At 72.0% G+C, this 17,125-nt stretch carries 13 protein-coding genes and 1 pseudogene; 8 read left to right on the top strand and 6 right to left on the bottom strand.

Annotated elements, in window-relative coordinates; genetic code table 11:
• Positions 1-42 precede the first annotated feature (42 nt).
• Complete coding sequence (locus SAM23877_RS13035; RefSeq protein ID WP_053131179.1) at positions 43-531, bottom strand: carboxymuconolactone decarboxylase family protein; 489 nt, start codon at positions 529-531, stop codon at positions 43-45.
• A 147-nt stretch (positions 532-678) separates the two neighbouring features.
• Between SAM23877_RS13035 and SAM23877_RS13030 the strand changes: the two genes are divergently transcribed.
• The 4 genes from SAM23877_RS13030 (at position 679) to SAM23877_RS13015 (ending at position 6,670) form a co-directional block, all read left to right on the top strand.
• On the top strand, positions 679-1,764 hold the full coding sequence (locus SAM23877_RS13030; RefSeq protein WP_244902935.1) for an RNA polymerase sigma-70 factor: 1,086 nt from the start codon (positions 679-681) through the stop codon (positions 1,762-1,764).
• Positions 1,765-1,888: 124 nt separating this feature from the next.
• Positions 1,889-2,506: a TOPRIM nucleotidyl transferase/hydrolase domain-containing protein gene (locus SAM23877_RS13025; RefSeq protein ID WP_053131176.1), complete on the top strand. Its 618-nt coding sequence runs from the start codon at positions 1,889-1,891 to the stop codon at positions 2,504-2,506.
• 375 nt (positions 2,507-2,881) lie between these two features.
• Positions 2,882-5,137 carry an SF1B family DNA helicase RecD2 gene (gene recD2 / locus SAM23877_RS13020; RefSeq protein ID WP_053142414.1) on the top strand — a complete coding sequence of 752 codons (2,256 nt, stop codon included), beginning with the start codon at positions 2,882-2,884 and terminating at the stop codon, positions 5,135-5,137.
• Between the two features lie 243 nt (positions 5,138-5,380).
• Positions 5,381-6,670 carry a citrate synthase gene (locus SAM23877_RS13015; RefSeq protein ID WP_053131172.1) on the top strand — a complete coding sequence of 430 codons (1,290 nt, stop codon included), beginning with the start codon at positions 5,381-5,383 and terminating at the stop codon, positions 6,668-6,670.
• A gap of 659 nt (positions 6,671-7,329) precedes the next feature.
• On the opposite strand, the gene SAM23877_RS13010 is transcribed toward SAM23877_RS13015, so the two are convergent.
• Positions 7,330-9,654, bottom strand: a complete 2,325-nt coding sequence (locus SAM23877_RS13010; RefSeq protein WP_053131170.1) for a heavy metal translocating P-type ATPase — start codon at positions 9,652-9,654, stop codon at positions 7,330-7,332.
• Positions 9,655-9,736: 82 nt separating this feature from the next.
• A complete protein-coding gene (locus SAM23877_RS13005; protein ID WP_053131167.1) occupies positions 9,737-9,976 on the bottom strand; it encodes a heavy-metal-associated domain-containing protein in 240 nt (79 codons plus the stop codon).
• Between the two features lie 156 nt (positions 9,977-10,132).
• Between SAM23877_RS13005 and SAM23877_RS13000 the strand changes: the two genes are divergently transcribed.
• Complete coding sequence (locus SAM23877_RS13000; protein WP_053131158.1) at positions 10,133-11,170, top strand: zinc-dependent alcohol dehydrogenase family protein; 1,038 nt, start codon at positions 10,133-10,135, stop codon at positions 11,168-11,170.
• A gap of 6 nt (positions 11,171-11,176) precedes the next feature.
• Here SAM23877_RS13000 and SAM23877_RS12995 read toward each other — a convergent pair whose 3' ends face one another.
• Both SAM23877_RS12995 and SAM23877_RS40015 read right to left on the bottom strand, forming a co-directional pair.
• Positions 11,177-11,794 (bottom strand): GNAT family N-acetyltransferase, encoded by a 618-nt coding sequence (locus SAM23877_RS12995; protein ID WP_053131155.1) that lies wholly within the window; start codon positions 11,792-11,794, stop codon positions 11,177-11,179.
• 72 nt (positions 11,795-11,866) lie between these two features.
• The gene (locus SAM23877_RS40015; protein ID WP_053131152.1) at positions 11,867-12,058 is read right to left on the bottom strand and encodes a helix-turn-helix transcriptional regulator; all 192 of its coding nucleotides are present in this window, start codon (positions 12,056-12,058) and stop codon (positions 11,867-11,869) included.
• Between the two features lie 664 nt (positions 12,059-12,722).
• Between SAM23877_RS40015 and SAM23877_RS41180 the strand changes: the two are divergent.
• A pseudogene (locus SAM23877_RS41180) lies at positions 12,723-12,920 on the top strand (hypothetical protein); the annotation flags it as partial.
• A 14-nt stretch (positions 12,921-12,934) separates the two neighbouring features.
• A complete protein-coding gene (gene mmsA, locus SAM23877_RS12985; RefSeq protein ID WP_053131148.1) occupies positions 12,935-14,437 on the top strand; it encodes a CoA-acylating methylmalonate-semialdehyde dehydrogenase in 1,503 nt (500 codons plus the stop codon).
• A gap of 53 nt (positions 14,438-14,490) precedes the next feature.
• Here mmsA and SAM23877_RS12980 read toward each other — a convergent pair whose 3' ends face one another.
• Entirely contained in the window at positions 14,491-15,354 is an 864-nt protein-coding gene (locus tag SAM23877_RS12980) for an SCO4651 family lipoprotein (RefSeq protein ID WP_053131145.1), read from the bottom strand.
• A gap of 343 nt (positions 15,355-15,697) precedes the next feature.
• Between SAM23877_RS12980 and SAM23877_RS12975 the strand changes: the two genes are divergently transcribed.
• Positions 15,698-17,122 (top strand): APC family permease, encoded by a 1,425-nt coding sequence (locus SAM23877_RS12975; protein ID WP_053131142.1) that lies wholly within the window; start codon positions 15,698-15,700, stop codon positions 17,120-17,122.
• Positions 17,123-17,125: the final 3 nt, after the last annotated feature.

The following is a 17,125-nucleotide window of genomic DNA, read 5'->3' as shown; positions in this document are numbered from 1 at the left end:
GCGAGGTGCCCGGGGCCGGGCCGCAGGCGGTGGCCGGGCGGATCAGTGGGCGAGCGCGGCCTTGAACATCCCCGCCTCGTAGGAGCCGCCCTTCTGGTGCGTGATCACGGCCATCCGGTTGGCGGCGTTGATCAGGGCGACCAGGCAGACCAGCGCGGCGATCTGGTCGTCGTCGTAGTGCTTGCGCACCTGGGCCCACGTCTCGTCGGAGACGCCCTGGTGGGCGTCGGCGAGCCGGGTGCCCTCCTCGGTGAGCGCCAGCGCTGCCTGCTCGGCCTCGGTGAACACCGTGGACTCGCGCCAGGCGGCGACCAGGTGGAGCCGCACCGCACTCTCGCCGGCGGCCTCGGCCTCCTTGGTGTGCATGTCGATGCAGTGGCCGCAGCCGTTGATCTGGCTGGCGCGCAGCGACATCAGCTCCTGCGTGGAGTGCGGCAGCGACGCCTCCTGGAGCACCAGGGCGGTGCCCGCGAAGCGCTTGGCGAACTTGGTGCCGATCTCGTTCTCGAACAGGTTGAATCGGGATTCCATGATCTCGTCCTCACTCGTGGAGCCGTGCCCAAGCCGTACTGACGAACACAAGATGCCGACGGCCCGGCCCCTGTGACCGGGCACCGGCGTGACGAGGGCCACCGTCGAGGGGTGTCACAGAACGGCGGTGGCCGGCGTCCTGTGCGCGTGACACCGTGGAAAGCGGACGAGCGGGAGCAGCCGGTGATGAGCGAGCACAGCGGGCACGGCGTCGACGGGACGCAGAGCGGGCACGGTGTGGGCGGGGAGACCGGGGATACCGGGGAGCACGGGGAGCACGGGGAGACCGGCACGGCCGGACGGCCCGCCGCGTCCGCCGCCGCCGGGCACACCGACGCCGCCGGCGACGGGCGCACGGACCCCGCCACGGAGGCCTTCGTCGCGCACCGCAACCTGCTCTTCACGGTCGCCTACGAGATGCTCGGGTCGGCCGCCGACGCGGAGGACGTCCTCCAGGAGACCTGGCTGCGCTGGTCGGGCGTGGACCTCCAGACGGTGCGCGACCGGCGCGCGTACCTGGTGCGCGTCACCACCCGGCAGGCGCTGGGCCGGCTGCGTACGCTCGGCCGCCGCAAGGAGTCCTACGTCGGCGCATGGCTGCCCGAGCCGCTGCTCACGGCGCCCGACGTGGCCGAGGACGTGGAGCTGGCCGACAGCGTCTCGATGGCGATGATGCTGGTCCTGGAGACGCTCGCGCCGACCGAGCGGGCGGTGTTCGTGCTGCGCGAGGTGTTCGAGTTCGGTTACGACGAGATCGCCGACGCCGTGGGCAAGAGCCAGGCCGCGGTCCGTCAGACCGCCCACCGGGCACGCGCGCACGTGGCGGCGCGCCGGCCGCGCGGGGCCGTCTCCCCGACCGAGACCCGGCACGCGTTCTCCGCGTTCCGACGGGCCGTCGCGACGGGCGACGTGCAGGGACTGCTCGACGTCCTCGCGCCGGACGTGGTCCTCGTGGGCGACGGCGGCGGCATCAAGCAGGCCGTGCTGCGCCCCGTCACGGGGGCCGAGAAGGTGGCCCGCCTGATGCTCCGCGGGCTGGTCAAGCAGGAGGCGGCGGTCTCGCTGGAGCCGGCTCAGGTCAACGGCTACCCGGCACTGGTCCTCCACCTCGACGGCGAACTCGACACGGTGCTGGCGATGCGCTTCGACGACGGCCTCATCACCGGCCTCTACGCCGTGCGCAACCCCGAGAAGCTCTCCCACATGAGCCGCGAGACCGCACTGCGCCGCTGACCGTGCTGCGTCGCTGACCGCACTGCGCCGTTGACCGCGGGGCCCGGCCGGGTGCCGGGCGGCGGCGAACCGGAAGCCGCGATATTCACTTCCGCCCGGGCCGTCCAGGACGGAGACTCGTGCCATGGCGGACATGGGGGCGTTCCGGGACGCGGTCACCGCGTGGGCGGCCGGCGGCCCCGGCGGGCCCGCGCACGAGCTGGCGGCGCGGCTGTCGGTCCGTACCGCCGTCCTGCTCGAAGGGCCGAGCGACTCGGCGGCGGTCGACGCGCTGGCCGCGCGCCACGGCCGGGACCTCGCGGCGGAGGGGATCTGCGTCCTGCCGATGGGCGGGGCGATGAGCGTCGGCCGTTACGCCTCCCTCCTCGGACCGTCCGGCCTGGACCTCCGTCTCACGGGCCTGTGCGACGAACGGGAGCAGGGCTTCTACGTCCGTGCCCTCGGCCGGGCCGACGCGGCGCCCGACGGGCTCTTCGTCTGCGCCGCCGACCTGGAGGACGAGTTGATCCGCGCGCTGGGGGTGACGCGGGTGAGGGAACTCGTCGAGGCGGAGGGCGACCAGCGCCCCCTCCAGACCTTCCTCCGCCAGCCCGCCCAGCAGGACCGCGCCGCGCAGCAGCAGCTCCGCCGTTTCTTCGGCACCAAGAAGGGCCGCAAGATCCACTACGGCCGCGTCCTCGTCGAGGCCCTGGACCCCGCTCGCGTCCCCGCCCCGCTCGCAGGGTTGTTCGCGAGCCTCTGACACCGGCGCCCCACCACCTCCTGCGGCAAACCGTGAGCACTTGAGGCAGGTCTGTACTACAGGTGCTCGTATGAGCGCAGGGATGACAGACGGCTGATGAATATCCTCGTTTCCGAGGGAGTACTGGACGCCCGGGCCCGGTCAGGCGGCGGCCAGTTCGCACCATACGTACTTGCCCCGGTTGCCGAACTGCTCGCCACGGAGCTGGTGTCCAACGCCGTCCGGCACACCAGGGGCCCCGCCGCCCTCCGTGTCCGCTGGTCACCGTGCGCCGACGTGTGGGGATGGCATCCGCTGGCCAGACACGGCCACGTCGACAACTGCCTGGAGATCGCAGCCCCGCGCGCTGTCACACCCCACCGGTACCGTCGCACCATGCCCAACCAGTCCGATGCCGCTCCCGGCGAGCGCCGGCTCGCCACCCTCGAAGGCGTCCTGGAACGCATCACGTACGCCAACGAGGAGAACGGCTACACGGTCGCCCGCGTCGACACCGGCAGGGGCGCCGGTGACCTGCTGACGGTCGTCGGCGCGCTGCTGGGTGCCCAGGCCGGGGAGTCCCTGCGGATGGAGGGCCGCTGGGGGTCCCACCCGCAGTACGGCAAGCAGTTCCACGTCGAGAACTACACGACCGTCCTGCCCGCCACGGTCCAGGGCATCCGCCGCTACCTCGGGTCGGGCCTGGTCAAGGGCATCGGCCCGGTCTTCGCCGACCGCATCACCCAGCACTTCGGGGTCGACACCCTCACGATCATCGAGGAGGAGCCCAAGCGGCTCATCGAGGTGCCGGGCCTCGGTCCCAAGCGGACCAGGAAGATCGCCGACGCCTGGGAGGAGCAGAAGGCGATCAAGGAGGTCATGCTCTTCCTCCAGACCGTCGAGGTGTCCACGTCGATCGCGGTCAGGATCTACAAGAAGTACGGCGACGCGTCGATCTCCGTCGTGAAGAACCAGCCCTACCGCCTCGCCGCCGACGTCTGGGGCATCGGGTTCCTCACCGCCGACAAGATCGCCCAGTCCGTCGGCATCCCGCACGACAGCCCGGACCGGGTGAAGGCGGGCTTGCAGTACGCCCTGTCGCAGGCCACCGACCAGGGCCACTGCTACCTCCCGGAGGAGAAGCTGATCGCCGACGCGGTGAAGCTGCTCCAGGTGGACACCGGTCTGGTCATCGAGTGCCTCGGCGAACTGGCCGCCGAGCCGGAGGAGGACGGTGAGGACCCCGGCGTCGTCCGCGAGAAGGTCCCCGGCCCCGAGGGCGGCGACCCCGTCACCGCCGTCTACCTCGTCCCCTTCCACCGCGCCGAGCTGGCGCTCTCCGCCCAGCTGCTGCGCCTGCTGCGCACCGGCGAGGACCGGATGCCGGGATTCGGGGACGTGGCCTGGGACAAAGCGCTCGGATGGCTCAAGCACCGCACCGGCGCCGACCTCGCCCCCGAACAGGAGGCGGCCGTCAAGCTGGCGCTCACCGAGAAGGTCGCCGTCCTCACCGGCGGGCCGGGGTGCGGCAAGTCGTTCACCGTCAGGTCCATCGTCGAGCTGGCCCGCGCCAAGAAGGCGAAGGTGGTGCTCGCCGCGCCCACCGGCCGGGCGGCCAAGCGCCTGGCCGAGCTGACCGGCGCCGAGGCCTCCACGGTCCACCGCCTGCTGGAGCTCAAGCCGGGCGGCGACGCGGCCTACGACCGGGACCGGCCGCTCGACGCCGACCTCGTCGTGGTCGACGAGGCGTCCATGCTCGACCTCCTCCTCGCCAACAAGCTGGTCAAGGCCGTGCCTCCGGGCGCCCACCTGCTCTTCGTCGGGGACGTGGACCAGCTGCCCAGCGTCGGCGCGGGGGAGGTGCTGCGGGACCTGCTGGCCCCCGGCAGCCCCGTACCGGCCGTGCGGCTCACCCGCGTGTTCCGGCAGGCCCAGCAGTCGGGGGTCGTGACCAACGCCCACCGGATCAACGCCGGGCAGCACCCGCTCACCGACGGCATGAAGGACTTCTTCCTCTTCGTCGAGGACGACACGGAGGAGGCGGGCCGGCTCACCGTGGACGTCGCCGCCCGCCGCATCCCCGCCAGGTTCGGCCTCGACCCGCGCCGCGACGTCCAGGTCCTCGCGCCCATGCACCGGGGCCCCGCCGGGGCCGGCGCGCTGAACGGACTGCTCCAGCAGGCGGTCACCCCGGGGCGGCCGGACGTGCCGGAGAAGCGGTTCGGCGGCCGGGTCTTCCGGGTCGGCGACAAGGTGACCCAGATTCGCAACAATTACGACAAGGGTGAGAACGGGGTCTTCAACGGCACCGTCGGCGTGGTCACCTCGCTCGACCCGGTGGACCAGCGCCTCACCGTGCTGACGGACGAGGACGAGGAGGTTCCGTACGAGTTCGACGAACTGGACGAACTGGCCCACGCCTACGCGGTGACCATCCACCGCTCCCAGGGCAGCGAGTACCCGGCGGTGGTGATCCCCGTGACGACCGGCGCCTGGATGATGCTCCAGCGGAACCTGCTGTACACGGCGGTCACCCGGGCCAAGAAGCTGGTCGTCCTCGTCGGCTCCCGCAAGGCCATCGGGCAGGCGGTGCGCACGGTGTCGGCCGGCCGGCGCTGCACGGCGCTCGACTTCCGGCTGGCGGGCTCCTGATCCACAGACCTTCCCGTGACCCGCTCGGCCCCTGTGAAAAAAATGATCGATCAAACGAGTCGGAAAGGTCACAGAGCACTTCCGGAAGGGAAGGAGAGGGGGCAGGATGAGCAAGTTGGCGGCACTGAGTGCCGCCGATAGGCCCGATGGTCGACCCCGAGTGCACTCTCCTGAGCCAAGTGGGGGATGGTAGAGACAGTCAGGGCACCTCGAAGATGAGGCACTACGTCGGTGAGGGAAGACGTGAGCGACAACTCTGTAGTACTGCGGTACGGCGACGGCGAGTACACCTACCCGGTGATCGACAGCACCGTCGGTGACAAGGGCTTCGACATCGGGAAGCTCCGCGCCCAGACCGGTCTGGTGACGCTGGACAGCGGTTACGGCAACACCGCCGCCTATAAATCCGCCATCACGTATCTGGACGGCGAGGCGGGCATCCTCCGCTACCGCGGCTACCCGATCGAGCAGCTGGCCGAGCGTTCCTCCTTCGTGGAGGTCGCCTACCTGCTGATCAACGGCGAGCTGCCCACGGTCGACGAGCTCACCGCGTTCAAGAACGAGATCACGCAGCACACCCTGCTGCACGAGGACGTCAAGAACTTCTACAAGGGCTTCCCGCGCGACGCCCACCCGATGGCCATGCTGTCGTCGGTCGTCTCGGCGCTGTCGACGTTCTACCAGGACAGCCACAACCCGTTCGACGAGCGTCAGCGCAACCTCTCCACGATCCGGCTGCTCGCCAAGCTTCCGACGATCGCGGCGTACGCGTACAAGAAGTCGATCGGTCACCCGTTCGTCTACCCGCGCAACGACCTCGGCTACGTCGAGAACTTCCTGCGCATGACGTTCTCGGTCCCGGCGCAGGAGTACGAGCTCGACCCGACGGTCGTCTCCGCCCTGGACAAGCTGCTGATCCTGCACGCGGACCACGAGCAGAACTGCTCGACCTCCACGGTCCGCCTGGTCGGTTCCTCGCAGGCCAACATGTTCGCGTCGATCTCCGCGGGCATCAACGCCCTCTGGGGCCCGCTGCACGGCGGCGCCAACCAGTCGGTGCTGGAGATGCTCGAGGGCATCCGCGACAACGGTGGCGACGTCGACACCTTCATCCGCAAGGTGAAGAACAAGGAGGACGGCGTCCGCCTGATGGGCTTCGGCCACCGGGTCTACAAGAACTTCGACCCGCGTGCCAAGATCATCAAGGCCGCCGCGCACGACGTCCTCTCCGCCCTCGGCAAGTCCGACGAGCTGCTGGACATCGCCCTCAAGCTGGAGGAGCACGCGCTCTCCGACGACTACTTCGTCTCGCGCAGCCTCTACCCGAACGTCGACTTCTACACCGGCCTGATCTACCGGGCCATGGGCTTCCCGACCGAGATGTTCACGGTCCTGTTCGCCCTCGGCCGGCTGCCGGGCTGGATCGCCCAGTGGCACGAGATGATCAAGGAGCCGGGCTCCCGCATCGGCCGCCCGCGCCAGATCTACACGGGTGTCGTGGAGCGCGACTTCGTGCCGGTCGAAGAGCGCTGAGCGTCCTCTTCGAGGCTGGTGGACCCCGTATCCGACCCCTGGTCGGTGCGGGGTCTTTCGCTGTCCGGGGTCGGGTTCGGGTTCGGCCTGGTCCGGTCTGGTCCGGTGGCGCACGACGCACGACGCACGACGAACAGCGAAAGGCGCCCCGGCGCCGGTCCCCCCACGGGCCGACGAACCAGGGCGCCTTCCCATGTCCCGGTGCGGATTCCCCCCACGGGATCCGGCCGGGCGTCTGTGAGGACAGCGCCTGAATCGCTGTGCTGAGCCGACGGGCGGACCCGCCTGCGTGTCGTGTGTCTGTCGTGCTCGTGTGTCCGTCGTGCGGTCTGCCGGGACAGCGCACGACCGGGAGGGCCGCTCAAAGCTTCCCGGTGTACGTGTCCCGGCAACGCAGCTCTGGGAAAGTCCCCCAAGACGTCCCCAGATGTCAGGTGGCGCCCCCCAAGACGCTGCCTGACATCGCCAACTTAGACCTTCGAACCCCTTAGATGGTTACGTTCGCATCACTGTGATCTGCGTCTCTTGCGTATGTCCGTTAGGTACGCAAGAGCCCCGATACGTCGAACGGTACCCAAGCGTAAGGAAGATGCGCGAGCCTTGTGAAGAGCTTATGTGAGGCTCGCGCAGGACTCCATAGGGGTCCGGGCATCGAGACCTCAGCGAAACGCCCGCAGCCGGAGGCTGTTGGTGACGACGAAGACCGAGGAGAAGGCCATCGCCGCCCCCGCGATCATCGGGTTCAGCAGCCCGGCGGCGGCCAGCGGCAGTGCGGCCACGTTGTAGCCGAAGGCCCACACGAGATTGCCCTTGATCGTCGACAGGGTCCGCCGGGAGAGCCGGATCGCGTCCGCGGCCGCCCGCAGGTCCCCGCGCACCAGCGTCAGGTCACCCGCCTCGATCGCCGCGTCCGTCCCCGTGCCCATCGCCAGCCCCAGATCGGCGGTGGCGAGCGCGGCCGCGTCGTTGACGCCGTCCCCGACCATCGCGACCGTACGGCCCTCGGAGCGCAGCCGCCGCACCACGGCGACCTTCTCCTCGGGCAGCACCTCGGAGATCACCTCGTCGATGCCGACGGTCCGGGCGACCGACTCGGCCACGCGCCGGTTGTCTCCGGTCAGCAGGACCGGGGTGAGCCCCAGCCGGCGCAGCTCGGCCACCGCCTCGGCGCTGGTCTCCCTGACCGCGTCCGCCACGGTGACGACCCCGCGCGCCGTGCCGTCCCATCCGACCACGACGGCCGTACGGCCCCGCCTCTCGGCCTCGTCCCGGGCCCGGGCGACCTCGGGCGGCAGGGAGTCGTAGAGGCGGCCCACGGCCACCTGGAGGCCCTCCACGCGCCCGCGTACGCCGCGACCGGGGACGTTCCGGAAGTCCTCGACCGCGGGCGGTGTGCCGAACCGCTCCTCGGCGCCGGCCGCGATCGCGCGGGCCACGGGGTGCTCGGAGGCGTGTTCGACGGCGCCCGCCAGGCGCAGCACCCGCTCCTCGTCGGTGCCCTCGGCGGCGTACACCTCGTGCAGGGTCATGCGGCCGGTGGTGACGGTGCCGGTCTTGTCCAGCACGACCGTGTCGACCCGCCGCGTGGACTCCAGGACCTCGGGGCCCTTGATGAGGATGCCCAGCTGGGCGCCGCGGCCCGTGCCCACCATCAGGGCCGTCGGCGTGGCCAGGCCCAGCGCGCACGGGCAGGCGATGATCAGTACGGCGACGGCGGCGGTGAAGGCCGCGACCGTGTCGCCGGTGGCGCCCAGCCAGCCGCCGAAGGTGGCGCACGCGATCAGCAGCACGACGGGCACGAAGATCCCGGAGATCCGGTCGGCGAGCCGCTGCACCTCGGCCTTGCCGCTCTGCGCGTCCTCCACGAGCCGCGCCATCCGCGCCAGCCGCGTGTCCGCGCCCACCCGGGTCGCCTCGACCAGCAGCCGGCCCGCGGCGTTGACCGTCGCGCCGGTGACGGCGTCACCGACCGTCACGTCCACCGGCACCGACTCACCGGTCAGCATCGAGGCGTCCACGGCCGAGGCGCCCTCGACCACCGTCCCGTCGGTGGCGATCTTCTCCCCGGGCCGTACGACGAACCGGTCGCCGACCGCGAGCCGGGCCACCGGGACCCGTACCTCGCGCCCGTCCCGCAGGACCGCGACGTCCTTCGCGCCCAGCTCCATCAGCGCCCGCAGCGCGGCGCCGGCGCGGCGCTTGGAGCGGGCCTCCAGCCAGCGGCCGAGCAGGAGGAACGCGGTGACACCGGCGGCGGCCTCCAGGTAGATCGTCGACGCGCCGTCCGTGCGGGAGACGGTGAGATCGAAGCCGTGCCGCATGCCCGGCATGCCCGCGTCCCCGAGGAACAGCGCCCACAGCGACCAGCCGAAGGCCGCGAGCGTGCCGAGCGAGACGAGGGTGTCCATGGTGGCCGCGCCGTGCCGGAGGTTCGTCCACGCGGCGCGGTGGAAGGGCAGCCCGCCCCAGACGACGACGGGCGCGGCGAGGGTGAGCGAGAGCCACTGCCAGTTGTCGAACTGGAGCGCCGGAACCATCGCGAGCAGCACGACGGGCGCGGCCAGGAGCGCGCAGACCACGAGACGCCCGCGGAGGGCGGTCGGCTCGGGAGCGCCGTCGGCGCCCTCGCCGGGGCCGTCGGGGGAGTCCGCCCCGGCGGCCGGCTCCGGGGGAGGTGCGGGTTCCTCGGCGGTGTACCCGGTCTTCACGACGGTCGCGATCAGGTCGGCGACCCCGGTGTCCGGCGGGTACGTGATCCGGGCCTTCTCCGTCGCGTAGTTCACCGTGGCGGTGACGCCGTCCATGCGGTTGAGCTTCTTCTCGACGCGGGCCGCGCAGGAGGCGCAGGTCATCCCGCCGATGAGCAGTTCGACCTGGGCGAGGTCCGGCTCGGCGGCCGGACCGCCCGGCGACGCCTCCGAGGGGGTGCCGGAGGCGGTGGTCGCCGGGGCGGCGGTGGCGTCGGACGCGGTGGTGCTGGTCATGGTCCAGGCTCCTGACGGCCGGCCGGGCCGTGCGCGGCCCGGCCGGAGGGGCTGTGGGTGCTGCCGGGTGCGGCGGAGCCGCTCAGGCCCTGCCGACGAGTTCGAAGCCCGCCTCGTCCACGGCGGCGCGTACCGCTTCGTCGTCGAGGGCGGCCTCGGAGACGACGGTGACCTCGCCGGTCGAGGCGACGGCCTGCACCGAGCCGACGCCCGGGAGCTCGGAGATCTCGCCGGAGACGGCGCCCTCGCAGTGTCCGCAGCTCATACCGCTCACCTTGTAGACGGTGGTGACGGAGCCCTGGGTGTCGGTCTGGGCGGTCATGTCGTTACTCCTCGTCGGGGCGTGCCGTGCGGGTACCCGTGGTCCGGCGTGGACCACGTGCCCCCACTGTACCCCTAGGGGGTATGGAGGGCGCAGGGCCTGCCGTGTGATGGGGGACGGGAAGCGGGAGTACCGGTACGGAAGTGAGGGTGACGGATGCGCGCGGTGGTGTTCGAGCGGTTCGGGGAGCCCGCCGAGGTGCGGGAGGTGCCCGACCCGGAGCCCGCCGCGCACGGCGTCGTGGTCCGCGTCGAGGCCACCGGCCTGTGCCGCAGCGACTGGCACGGATGGCAGGGGCACGACCCGGGCATCACCCTGCCGCACGTGCCCGGCCACGAGCTCGCCGGTGTCGTCGAGGCGGCCGGCGACCGGGTCACCGGATGGCGGCCCGGCGACCGGGTGACCGTGCCCTTCGTCTGCGCCTGCGGGAGCTGCGGGGCCTGCGCGGCGGGCGACCACCAGGTGTGCGAACGGCAGACCCAGCCGGGCTTCACCCACTGGGGGTCCTTCGCCGAGTACGTGGCGCTCGACCACGCCGACGTCAACCTCGTCGCCGTGCCCGAGGACCTGTCCTTCTCGACGGCCGCCTCGCTCGGCTGCCGGTTCGCCACGGCGTTCCGGGCCGTGGTCCAGCAGGGCCGGGTCGCGGCGGGCGAGTGGGTCGCGGTGCACGGCTGCGGCGGCGTGGGCCTGTCCGCGGTGATGATCGCCGCCGCCTCGGGCGCGCGGGTCGTCGCCGTGGACGTGTCGGCCCGGGCGCTGGAGATGGCGCGCGCGTTCGGTGCGGCCGCGTGCGTGGACGCGACCGCCGTGCCCGACACCGCCGAGGCGGTGCGCGACCTGACCGGAGGTGGTGCCCACCTCTCGCTGGACGCCCTCGGGTCGCCGGTCACCTGCGCCGCGTCCGTCAACGGCCTGCGCCGCCGCGGCCGGCACGTCCAGGTCGGCCTGCTGCCCTCGCCCGCCGGCACCACACCGGTCCCCATGGACCGCCTCATCGCCCTGGAGCTGGCTCTCCTCGGCAGCCACGGCATGGCCGCGCACACCTACCCGCCGATGATGGAGCTGGTCCGCACGGGAGTGCTGCGGCCCGACCTGCTGACCACGGCCGCCATTCCGCTGGACGCGGTCCCCGCGGCCCTCTCGGCCATGGACACGGCGCCCGGCGCCGGGGTGGTGGTCGTGCTGCCGTGACGGCGGCTACCGGGCCGCGCGCAGGCGTCCACGAGCGGCGCCGTCGGCCGGTGCGGGGCGGACCCGCGGGTGCCCGCGGTGGACGGCCCACTCGTGGTCGAGGACGGCCATCAGCACCTCGTCGACCCACTCGCCGTCCCGCCGCTCCACCTGACGCCGCGTTCCCTCCACCACGAACCCGACCTTCTCGTAGACGCGCAGGGCCCGGTGGTTGAAGCCGTAGGCCTCCAACTGGACGCGGTGCAGTCCGATTTCCTCGAAGCCGTACCCGACGATCAGCCGGGTCGCCTCGGTGCCCACGCCCCGGCCGCGGCCCCGCGGGCCGATCAGCGTACGGAAGGTGCAGGTGCGGGTCTCGGGCTGCCACTCGGACAGCACGACCTCGCCGAGGAGCTCGCCGTCGGCGGGATCGGTGACGGCCAGGTCGAGCCGGTCGGGCCGGGTGCCGCGGGAGCCGTACCAGGCGCGCAGCACCTCCGGAGTGAGCTCGCGCCCCGGTGAGCCGGTGAAGCGCCGGACCTCGGGATCGTCGATGATCTCCGCCATGGGCTCGGCGTCGGCCTCGGTGAACGGCCGCAGAGCCGTCCTGTCGCCGGTCAGCACGGGTTTCACGGAGAAGTCCATGGGCGGCACTGTGCCCCACCGGGCGGTGGAGCACAGAACGCTTTTCCGGCCGGGCGGGGTGCGCCGGCCGTCCTATGGCTTCCGGTTGCGGGGCCGGGACGCCACCCAGGCCCGGATCGTGTCCGCGTACCAGTAGGGCTTTCCGCCCTCCACGTGGTCGGGCGGGGGCAGCAGCCCGTGCTTGCGGTACGACCGCACGGTGTCCGGCTGCACCCGGATGTGGGCCGCGATGTCCTTGTAGGACCAGAGCCTTCGGTCGGTCACGTGCACCTCCCCGCGCGCACCGCGGCGGCGACCGGGGACGGCCGCCGGGGGGAGCCGGGCGCTGCGCTGGCGATCACCAAGCCTGTGCGGGGAGAACGACGCCGGGCCAGGGACGGTCAGGGGGCGTTCCCGGGTGTGACGGAAGACCCGCGTGCGCGTGACATCCGTGACGGGAGGGACGCCTTTGTGACACAGGTGCCGCAGAGGCGGAGGCCGGACTTCGGGCGTGGCGCGTTGACTTGGGCGGTCGGGGGTGTTCCCGGAGCGCGGGTGGGCGGCCACCCGGGGCATGTCGCTCGCTCTGTCGTCCGAATGTCCGGACAAAACATTGACAGGCCGCACGCACGGGGCTAGAAACCGGGGGAGACGCAACGGCGCGACGGCGGCGGGCGGCGGGGCACGACCGCCGGGGCCGTCACGACGGGTGCGCCGGGCATGACGGGTATCACGGGTACGACGTGCACGACGGGCACGAAGGGGAACGCGATGGCGCGCACGACCTGGCCGCCGGGGCCGGGGACCGCGCACGCCGTCCGGGTCCCCCACCGAACGCCTCCGGCGCGGGAAGGCCGCTTCGCCCTGGCAGGAGCGAAGCACGAGCGCCGACTCCCCGCTCGCACCGGCCCCGCGCCGGAGGTTCCCGCGTCCCGTCGGGCCGCCGCCCGCCGACACTGCCCCACGTGTCTACGCGGACACCCAAACCGCAGACACAGTGTCGGGCGCGCCCGGAGCGCCCGGCTGCTGGGATGGACCCATGGCCGGGACCATGGCCCGATCGTCGCGGACCGCGAGCCGATCGTCGCCGGTCACGGCCCGTGAGCTGGACCAACGGCACGTCTCGACCCGTCGCCGCCATCTGTGAAGGAGTTCTCGGTCATGACGAACATCGTCAACCACTGGATCGGCGGCAAGACCGCCGAAGGCGCCTCGGGCACGTACGGGCCGGTGACGAACCCGGCGACCGGCGCGGTCACCACGAAGGTGGCCTTCGCCTCGGTCGACGAGGTGGACGCCGCGGTCGCCGCGGCCAAGGACGCGTACCGGACGTGGGGCCAGTCCTCGCTGGCGCAGCGCACCTCGGTCCTCTTCGCGTTCCGGGCGCTGCTGGACGCCCACCGCGACGAGATCGCCGAGCTGATCACCGCGGAGCACGGCAAGGTGCACTCCGACGCCCTCGGCGAGGTCGCGCGCGGTCTGGAGATCGTCGACCTGGCCTGCGGCATCACCGTGCAGCTCAAGGGTGAGCTGTCCACGCAGGTCGCCACCCGCGTCGACGTGGCCTCGATCCGCCAGCCGCTCGGCGTGGTCGCCGGCATCACGCCGTTCAACTTCCCGGCGATGGTGCCGATGTGGATGTTCCCCCTCGCCATCGCCTGCGGCAACACCTTCGTGCTCAAGCCGAGCGAGAAGGACCCGTCGGCCGCCATGAAGATCGCCGAGCTGCTCTCCGAGGCCGGTCTGCCGGACGGCGTCTTCAACGTCGTGCACGGCGACAAGGTGGCCGTGGACCGGCTGCTGGAGCACCCGGACGTCAAGGCGGTCTCCTTCGTCGGCTCGACGCCCATCGCCCGGTACATCCACACCACCGCCTCCGCGAACGGCAAGCGCGTCCAGGCCCTCGGCGGCGCCAAGAACCACATGCTGGTGCTGCCGGACGCCGACCTCGACGCGGCGGCGGACGCGGCCGTGAGCGCGGCCTACGGCTCGGCCGGTGAGCGCTGCATGGCGATCTCCGCGGTCGTCGCGGTCGGCGCCGTCGGCGACGAACTGGTCGAGAAGATCCGCGAGCGCGCCGAGAAGATCAAGATCGGCCCGGGCGACGACCCGACGTCGGAGATGGGCCCCCTCATCACCGCGGCGCACCGCGACAAGGTGGCGTCCTACGTCGCCGGCGCGGCGGCCGAGGGCTGCGAGGTCGTCCTGGACGGCACCGGGTACACGGTCGACGGTCACGAGGACGGCCACTGGATCGGCATCTCGCTGCTGGACCGGGTGCCGACCACGGCGAAGGCGTACCAGGACGAGATCTTCGGCCCCGTCCTGTGCGTGCTGCGCGCCGAGACCTACGAGGAGGGCCTGGCCCTCATCAACGCCTCGCCGTTCGGCAACGGCACCGCGGTCTTCACCCGGGACGGCGGCGCGGCCCGTCGCTTCCAGCTGGAGGTCGAGGCCGGCATGGTCGGCGTGAACGTCCCGATCCCGGTCCCCGTGGGCTACCACTCCTTCGGAGGCTGGAAGGACTCGCTCTTCGGCGACCACCACATCTACGGCAACGACGGCACGCACTTCTACACCCGCGGCAAGGTCGTCACCACCCGCTGGCCGGACCCGGCCGACGCCCCGGCGGGCGTCGACCTGGGCTTCCCGCGCAACCACTGAGGCACCGCGGTGCCCCGGGTCCCGGCCGGGACCCGGGGCACCGTCACGCGGTCTCAGCCCTGCTGCGCCCCGGCGTCCTTCACCTCCTGCGTGACGTCGCCGGTCTGCGCCGCGGGCGGCGCCACGATCTCCTTGGTGGCGCCGAACCTGTCGAAGTCCATGGTGACCTTCATGGCGCCGAACTCCTGGGTCATGCGCACCGGGAGGTCCTTGCCGCCCACCCAGACGTCCATGGTGACGGTGGTGGAGCCGCCCGTCATCTGGCCGAAGAGGTTCCCCTCGTCGCCGTAGGCGTCCTTGAGCCTGCCCATGTCGTTCTGGTCGAGGACGGCCCGGTAGTGGGTCGCGGAGCGGCCGTTGACCGTCTCCTCGCCGAGGTCCTCGACGTCGCTGGCGTACTTCAGCCCCTTCATGGAGGCGGACGGGCTGCCGCCGGCGCTTCCGCTGAGCGCGTCCGCGCCCGCGTCGCCGAACACGGCCGAACCGTCGATCCGCATCCACTCCTTGCCCGCGAGCGGACCGGCCGGCTGCGGGTCGATGTCGTAGTAGTAGGCGCCGTCCACGAACAGCGTGCGGACCGTCGGGGAGGCCGTGAGCTCCTGCATCTGCGCGGCCTCGGTGTCCATCTCGACGTCGAAGGCGTAGCCGTCGCCCCACGAGTAGGTGCCGTCCATGGCGATCGGCTCGCCCGGGCCCAGATCGGTCGACATCCGGACCTCCGCGGAGCCCAGCTCCTCGGTCCGGTCGGTGGCCCGGGAGAGCGCCGCCATGATCGTTTCGGCCCGGCCCACGGCCGTGTCGGCCGCCTTGTCGGCGGTCTCCGTCGCCGTCTTCACGTCCTGCGAACCGCACGCCGTCGCCGCGACCATCGCCGCCGCCGTCAGCCCCACCCAGGCCGCGGTGTACCTCAGCTTCATGAGTCCCCACCCAGTGCCGTGTTCCTGTGATTCACCTGTGCCGAGGACTCTACCGGGACCCTCTGACAGCGTCCGGATACCGGACGGCGGCACGTTTTTTTACCCCGCTCCCTACGGTTCCCGCACGCCGCAAAGGTCTTCTGCCTCAAGGGGCGTCGTGCGATTTCCCGACGTCCAGGCGGCTCGCGCCAACGGTTTCCGTAGGTAAACAACCATTGACGCAGCGGTTTTCGTCGGTATTCCATCTGGCGTCGGGAGCGGAAGAGAACACGTACGAGCAAGCCGCCGGAGGCGATAGCGCTCCCGCCCGAACCACGCCGCACGAGTCGATCGGAACCGCTCCATGACCGACACGCTCCGCCCCGCCGAGACCGCGGCCGCAGCGCCCCCCGACCTTCCGGCCCCGCCGGAGTCCCGGACGCTCAAGCGCTCCATCGGGGTCGTCGGCGGCACCCTCCTGACCCTCTCGTGCGTGACCCCCGCCTCCACGCTGTTCGTGGTCGTCCCCGACCTGTTCGGCTCGCTCGGCACCGCCACCGCCCTGACCATCGCCATCGGCTCCCTCCTCTGCGTCGCCGTGGCGTTCTGCTACTCGGAGCTGGGCACCCTCATCCCCAGCGCGGGCGGCGAGTACGCCATGGTGTCGACCCTGGCCGGACGGCTGGCGGGCTGGCTGGTCTTCGTGCTGTCCCTGCTGGTCGTCATGATCGTGCCGCCGGTGATCGCGATGGGCACCGCCGACTACCTCGAACCGATCGTGCACCTGGACCCGTCCATGGCGGGCGCCGGCGTCATGGTGCTCGCCACCCTGGCCGGCCTCCTCGACCTGCGGGCCAACGCCTGGATCACCGGCGTCTTCCTGGTCCTGGAGGTCATCGCCGCCGCCGTCGTCGCGGTGCTGGGCTTCACCCACGCCGAGCGCGGCCCCGGCAGCCTCGTCTCCATGGAGGTGGCCGGCGCGGACGGCGGCGCGGACCCCGTGACGGCGATGCTGGTCGTCTCCGGGCTCGCCATCGCCCTGTTCATCACCCAGGGCTTCTCCACCGCCGTCTACCTCTCCGAGGAGCTGGAGAACCCGCGCCGCAACGTCGCCCGCACGGTGCTCGCCACCCTCGCCATCTCCGCCGTGATCATCCTGGTCCCGGTCGTCGCCATCACCCTCGGCGCCTCCGACCTCACCGAACTGACCGGCGGTGACATCGGCGCCATGGTCACCGCCTGGTCCGACTCGGCCGTCGGCACCTTCGTCAGCCTCTGCGTCGCCCTCGCCATCGTCAACGCCGGCATCGTCATGGTCATCCAGAACTCGCGCGTCCTGTTCGCCTCGGCCCGCGACAAGGCCTGGCCCGCCCCGGTGAACGGCGTCTTCTCCAAGCTCGGCCGGTTCGGGTCGCCCTGGGTCGCCACCCTCGCCGTCGGCGTGCCCGGCGCCCTGCTGTGCTTCGTCGACCTGGACACCCTGTACGGCGTCACGGGCGTCTCCGTCACCGGCATGTACCTGCTGGTCGCGGTCGCCGCCCTGCTCTGCCGGCGCGGTGCCCACCGGCACGGGCACGCGTGGCGCATGCCCCTGTGGCCCGTCGTGCCGGTCCTGCTGATCGTGGTCCTCGCCTACATCCTGACCCAGCAGGAGACCGGCCACCTGCTGTGGACCGGCGGCATCACCGCCGTGGCCACCCTGTACTGGGCCCTGTACCTGCGCCCGCGCCGCGACACGCGCTGGCTGGTGACCGTCCCCGACGACGGCCGGGAGCCCGCCCGACCGTGACGC

This window comes from Streptomyces ambofaciens ATCC 23877 (assembly GCF_001267885.1).
Taxonomy (GTDB): domain Bacteria; phylum Actinomycetota; class Actinomycetes; order Streptomycetales; family Streptomycetaceae; genus Streptomyces; species Streptomyces ambofaciens.
This window is presented reverse-complemented; position numbering and strand designations above follow the sequence as displayed.

Coding starts and splice junctions, on each gene's coding strand:
- SAM23877_RS12995 (WP_053131155.1), bottom strand. CDS start 11,794: ATGGACTTCTCCGTGAAACCCGTGCTGACCGGCGACAGGACGGCTCTG.
- SAM23877_RS12980 (WP_053131145.1), bottom strand. CDS start 15,354: ATGAAGCTGAGGTACACCGCGGCCTGGGTGGGGCTGACGGCGGCGGCG.
- SAM23877_RS13005 (WP_053131167.1), bottom strand. CDS start 9,976: ATGACCGCCCAGACCGACACCCAGGGCTCCGTCACCACCGTCTACAAG.
- SAM23877_RS13000 (WP_053131158.1), top strand. CDS start 10,133: ATGCGCGCGGTGGTGTTCGAGCGGTTCGGGGAGCCCGCCGAGGTGCGG.
- SAM23877_RS13025 (WP_053131176.1), top strand. CDS start 1,889: ATGGCGGACATGGGGGCGTTCCGGGACGCGGTCACCGCGTGGGCGGCC.
- SAM23877_RS13010 (WP_053131170.1), bottom strand. CDS start 9,654: ATGACCAGCACCACCGCGTCCGACGCCACCGCCGCCCCGGCGACCACC.
- SAM23877_RS12975 (WP_053131142.1), top strand. CDS start 15,698: ATGACCGACACGCTCCGCCCCGCCGAGACCGCGGCCGCAGCGCCCCCC.
- recD2 (WP_053142414.1), top strand. CDS start 2,882: ATGCCCAACCAGTCCGATGCCGCTCCCGGCGAGCGCCGGCTCGCCACC.
- mmsA (WP_053131148.1), top strand. CDS start 12,935: ATGACGAACATCGTCAACCACTGGATCGGCGGCAAGACCGCCGAAGGC.
- SAM23877_RS13035 (WP_053131179.1), bottom strand. CDS start 531: ATGGAATCCCGATTCAACCTGTTCGAGAACGAGATCGGCACCAAGTTC.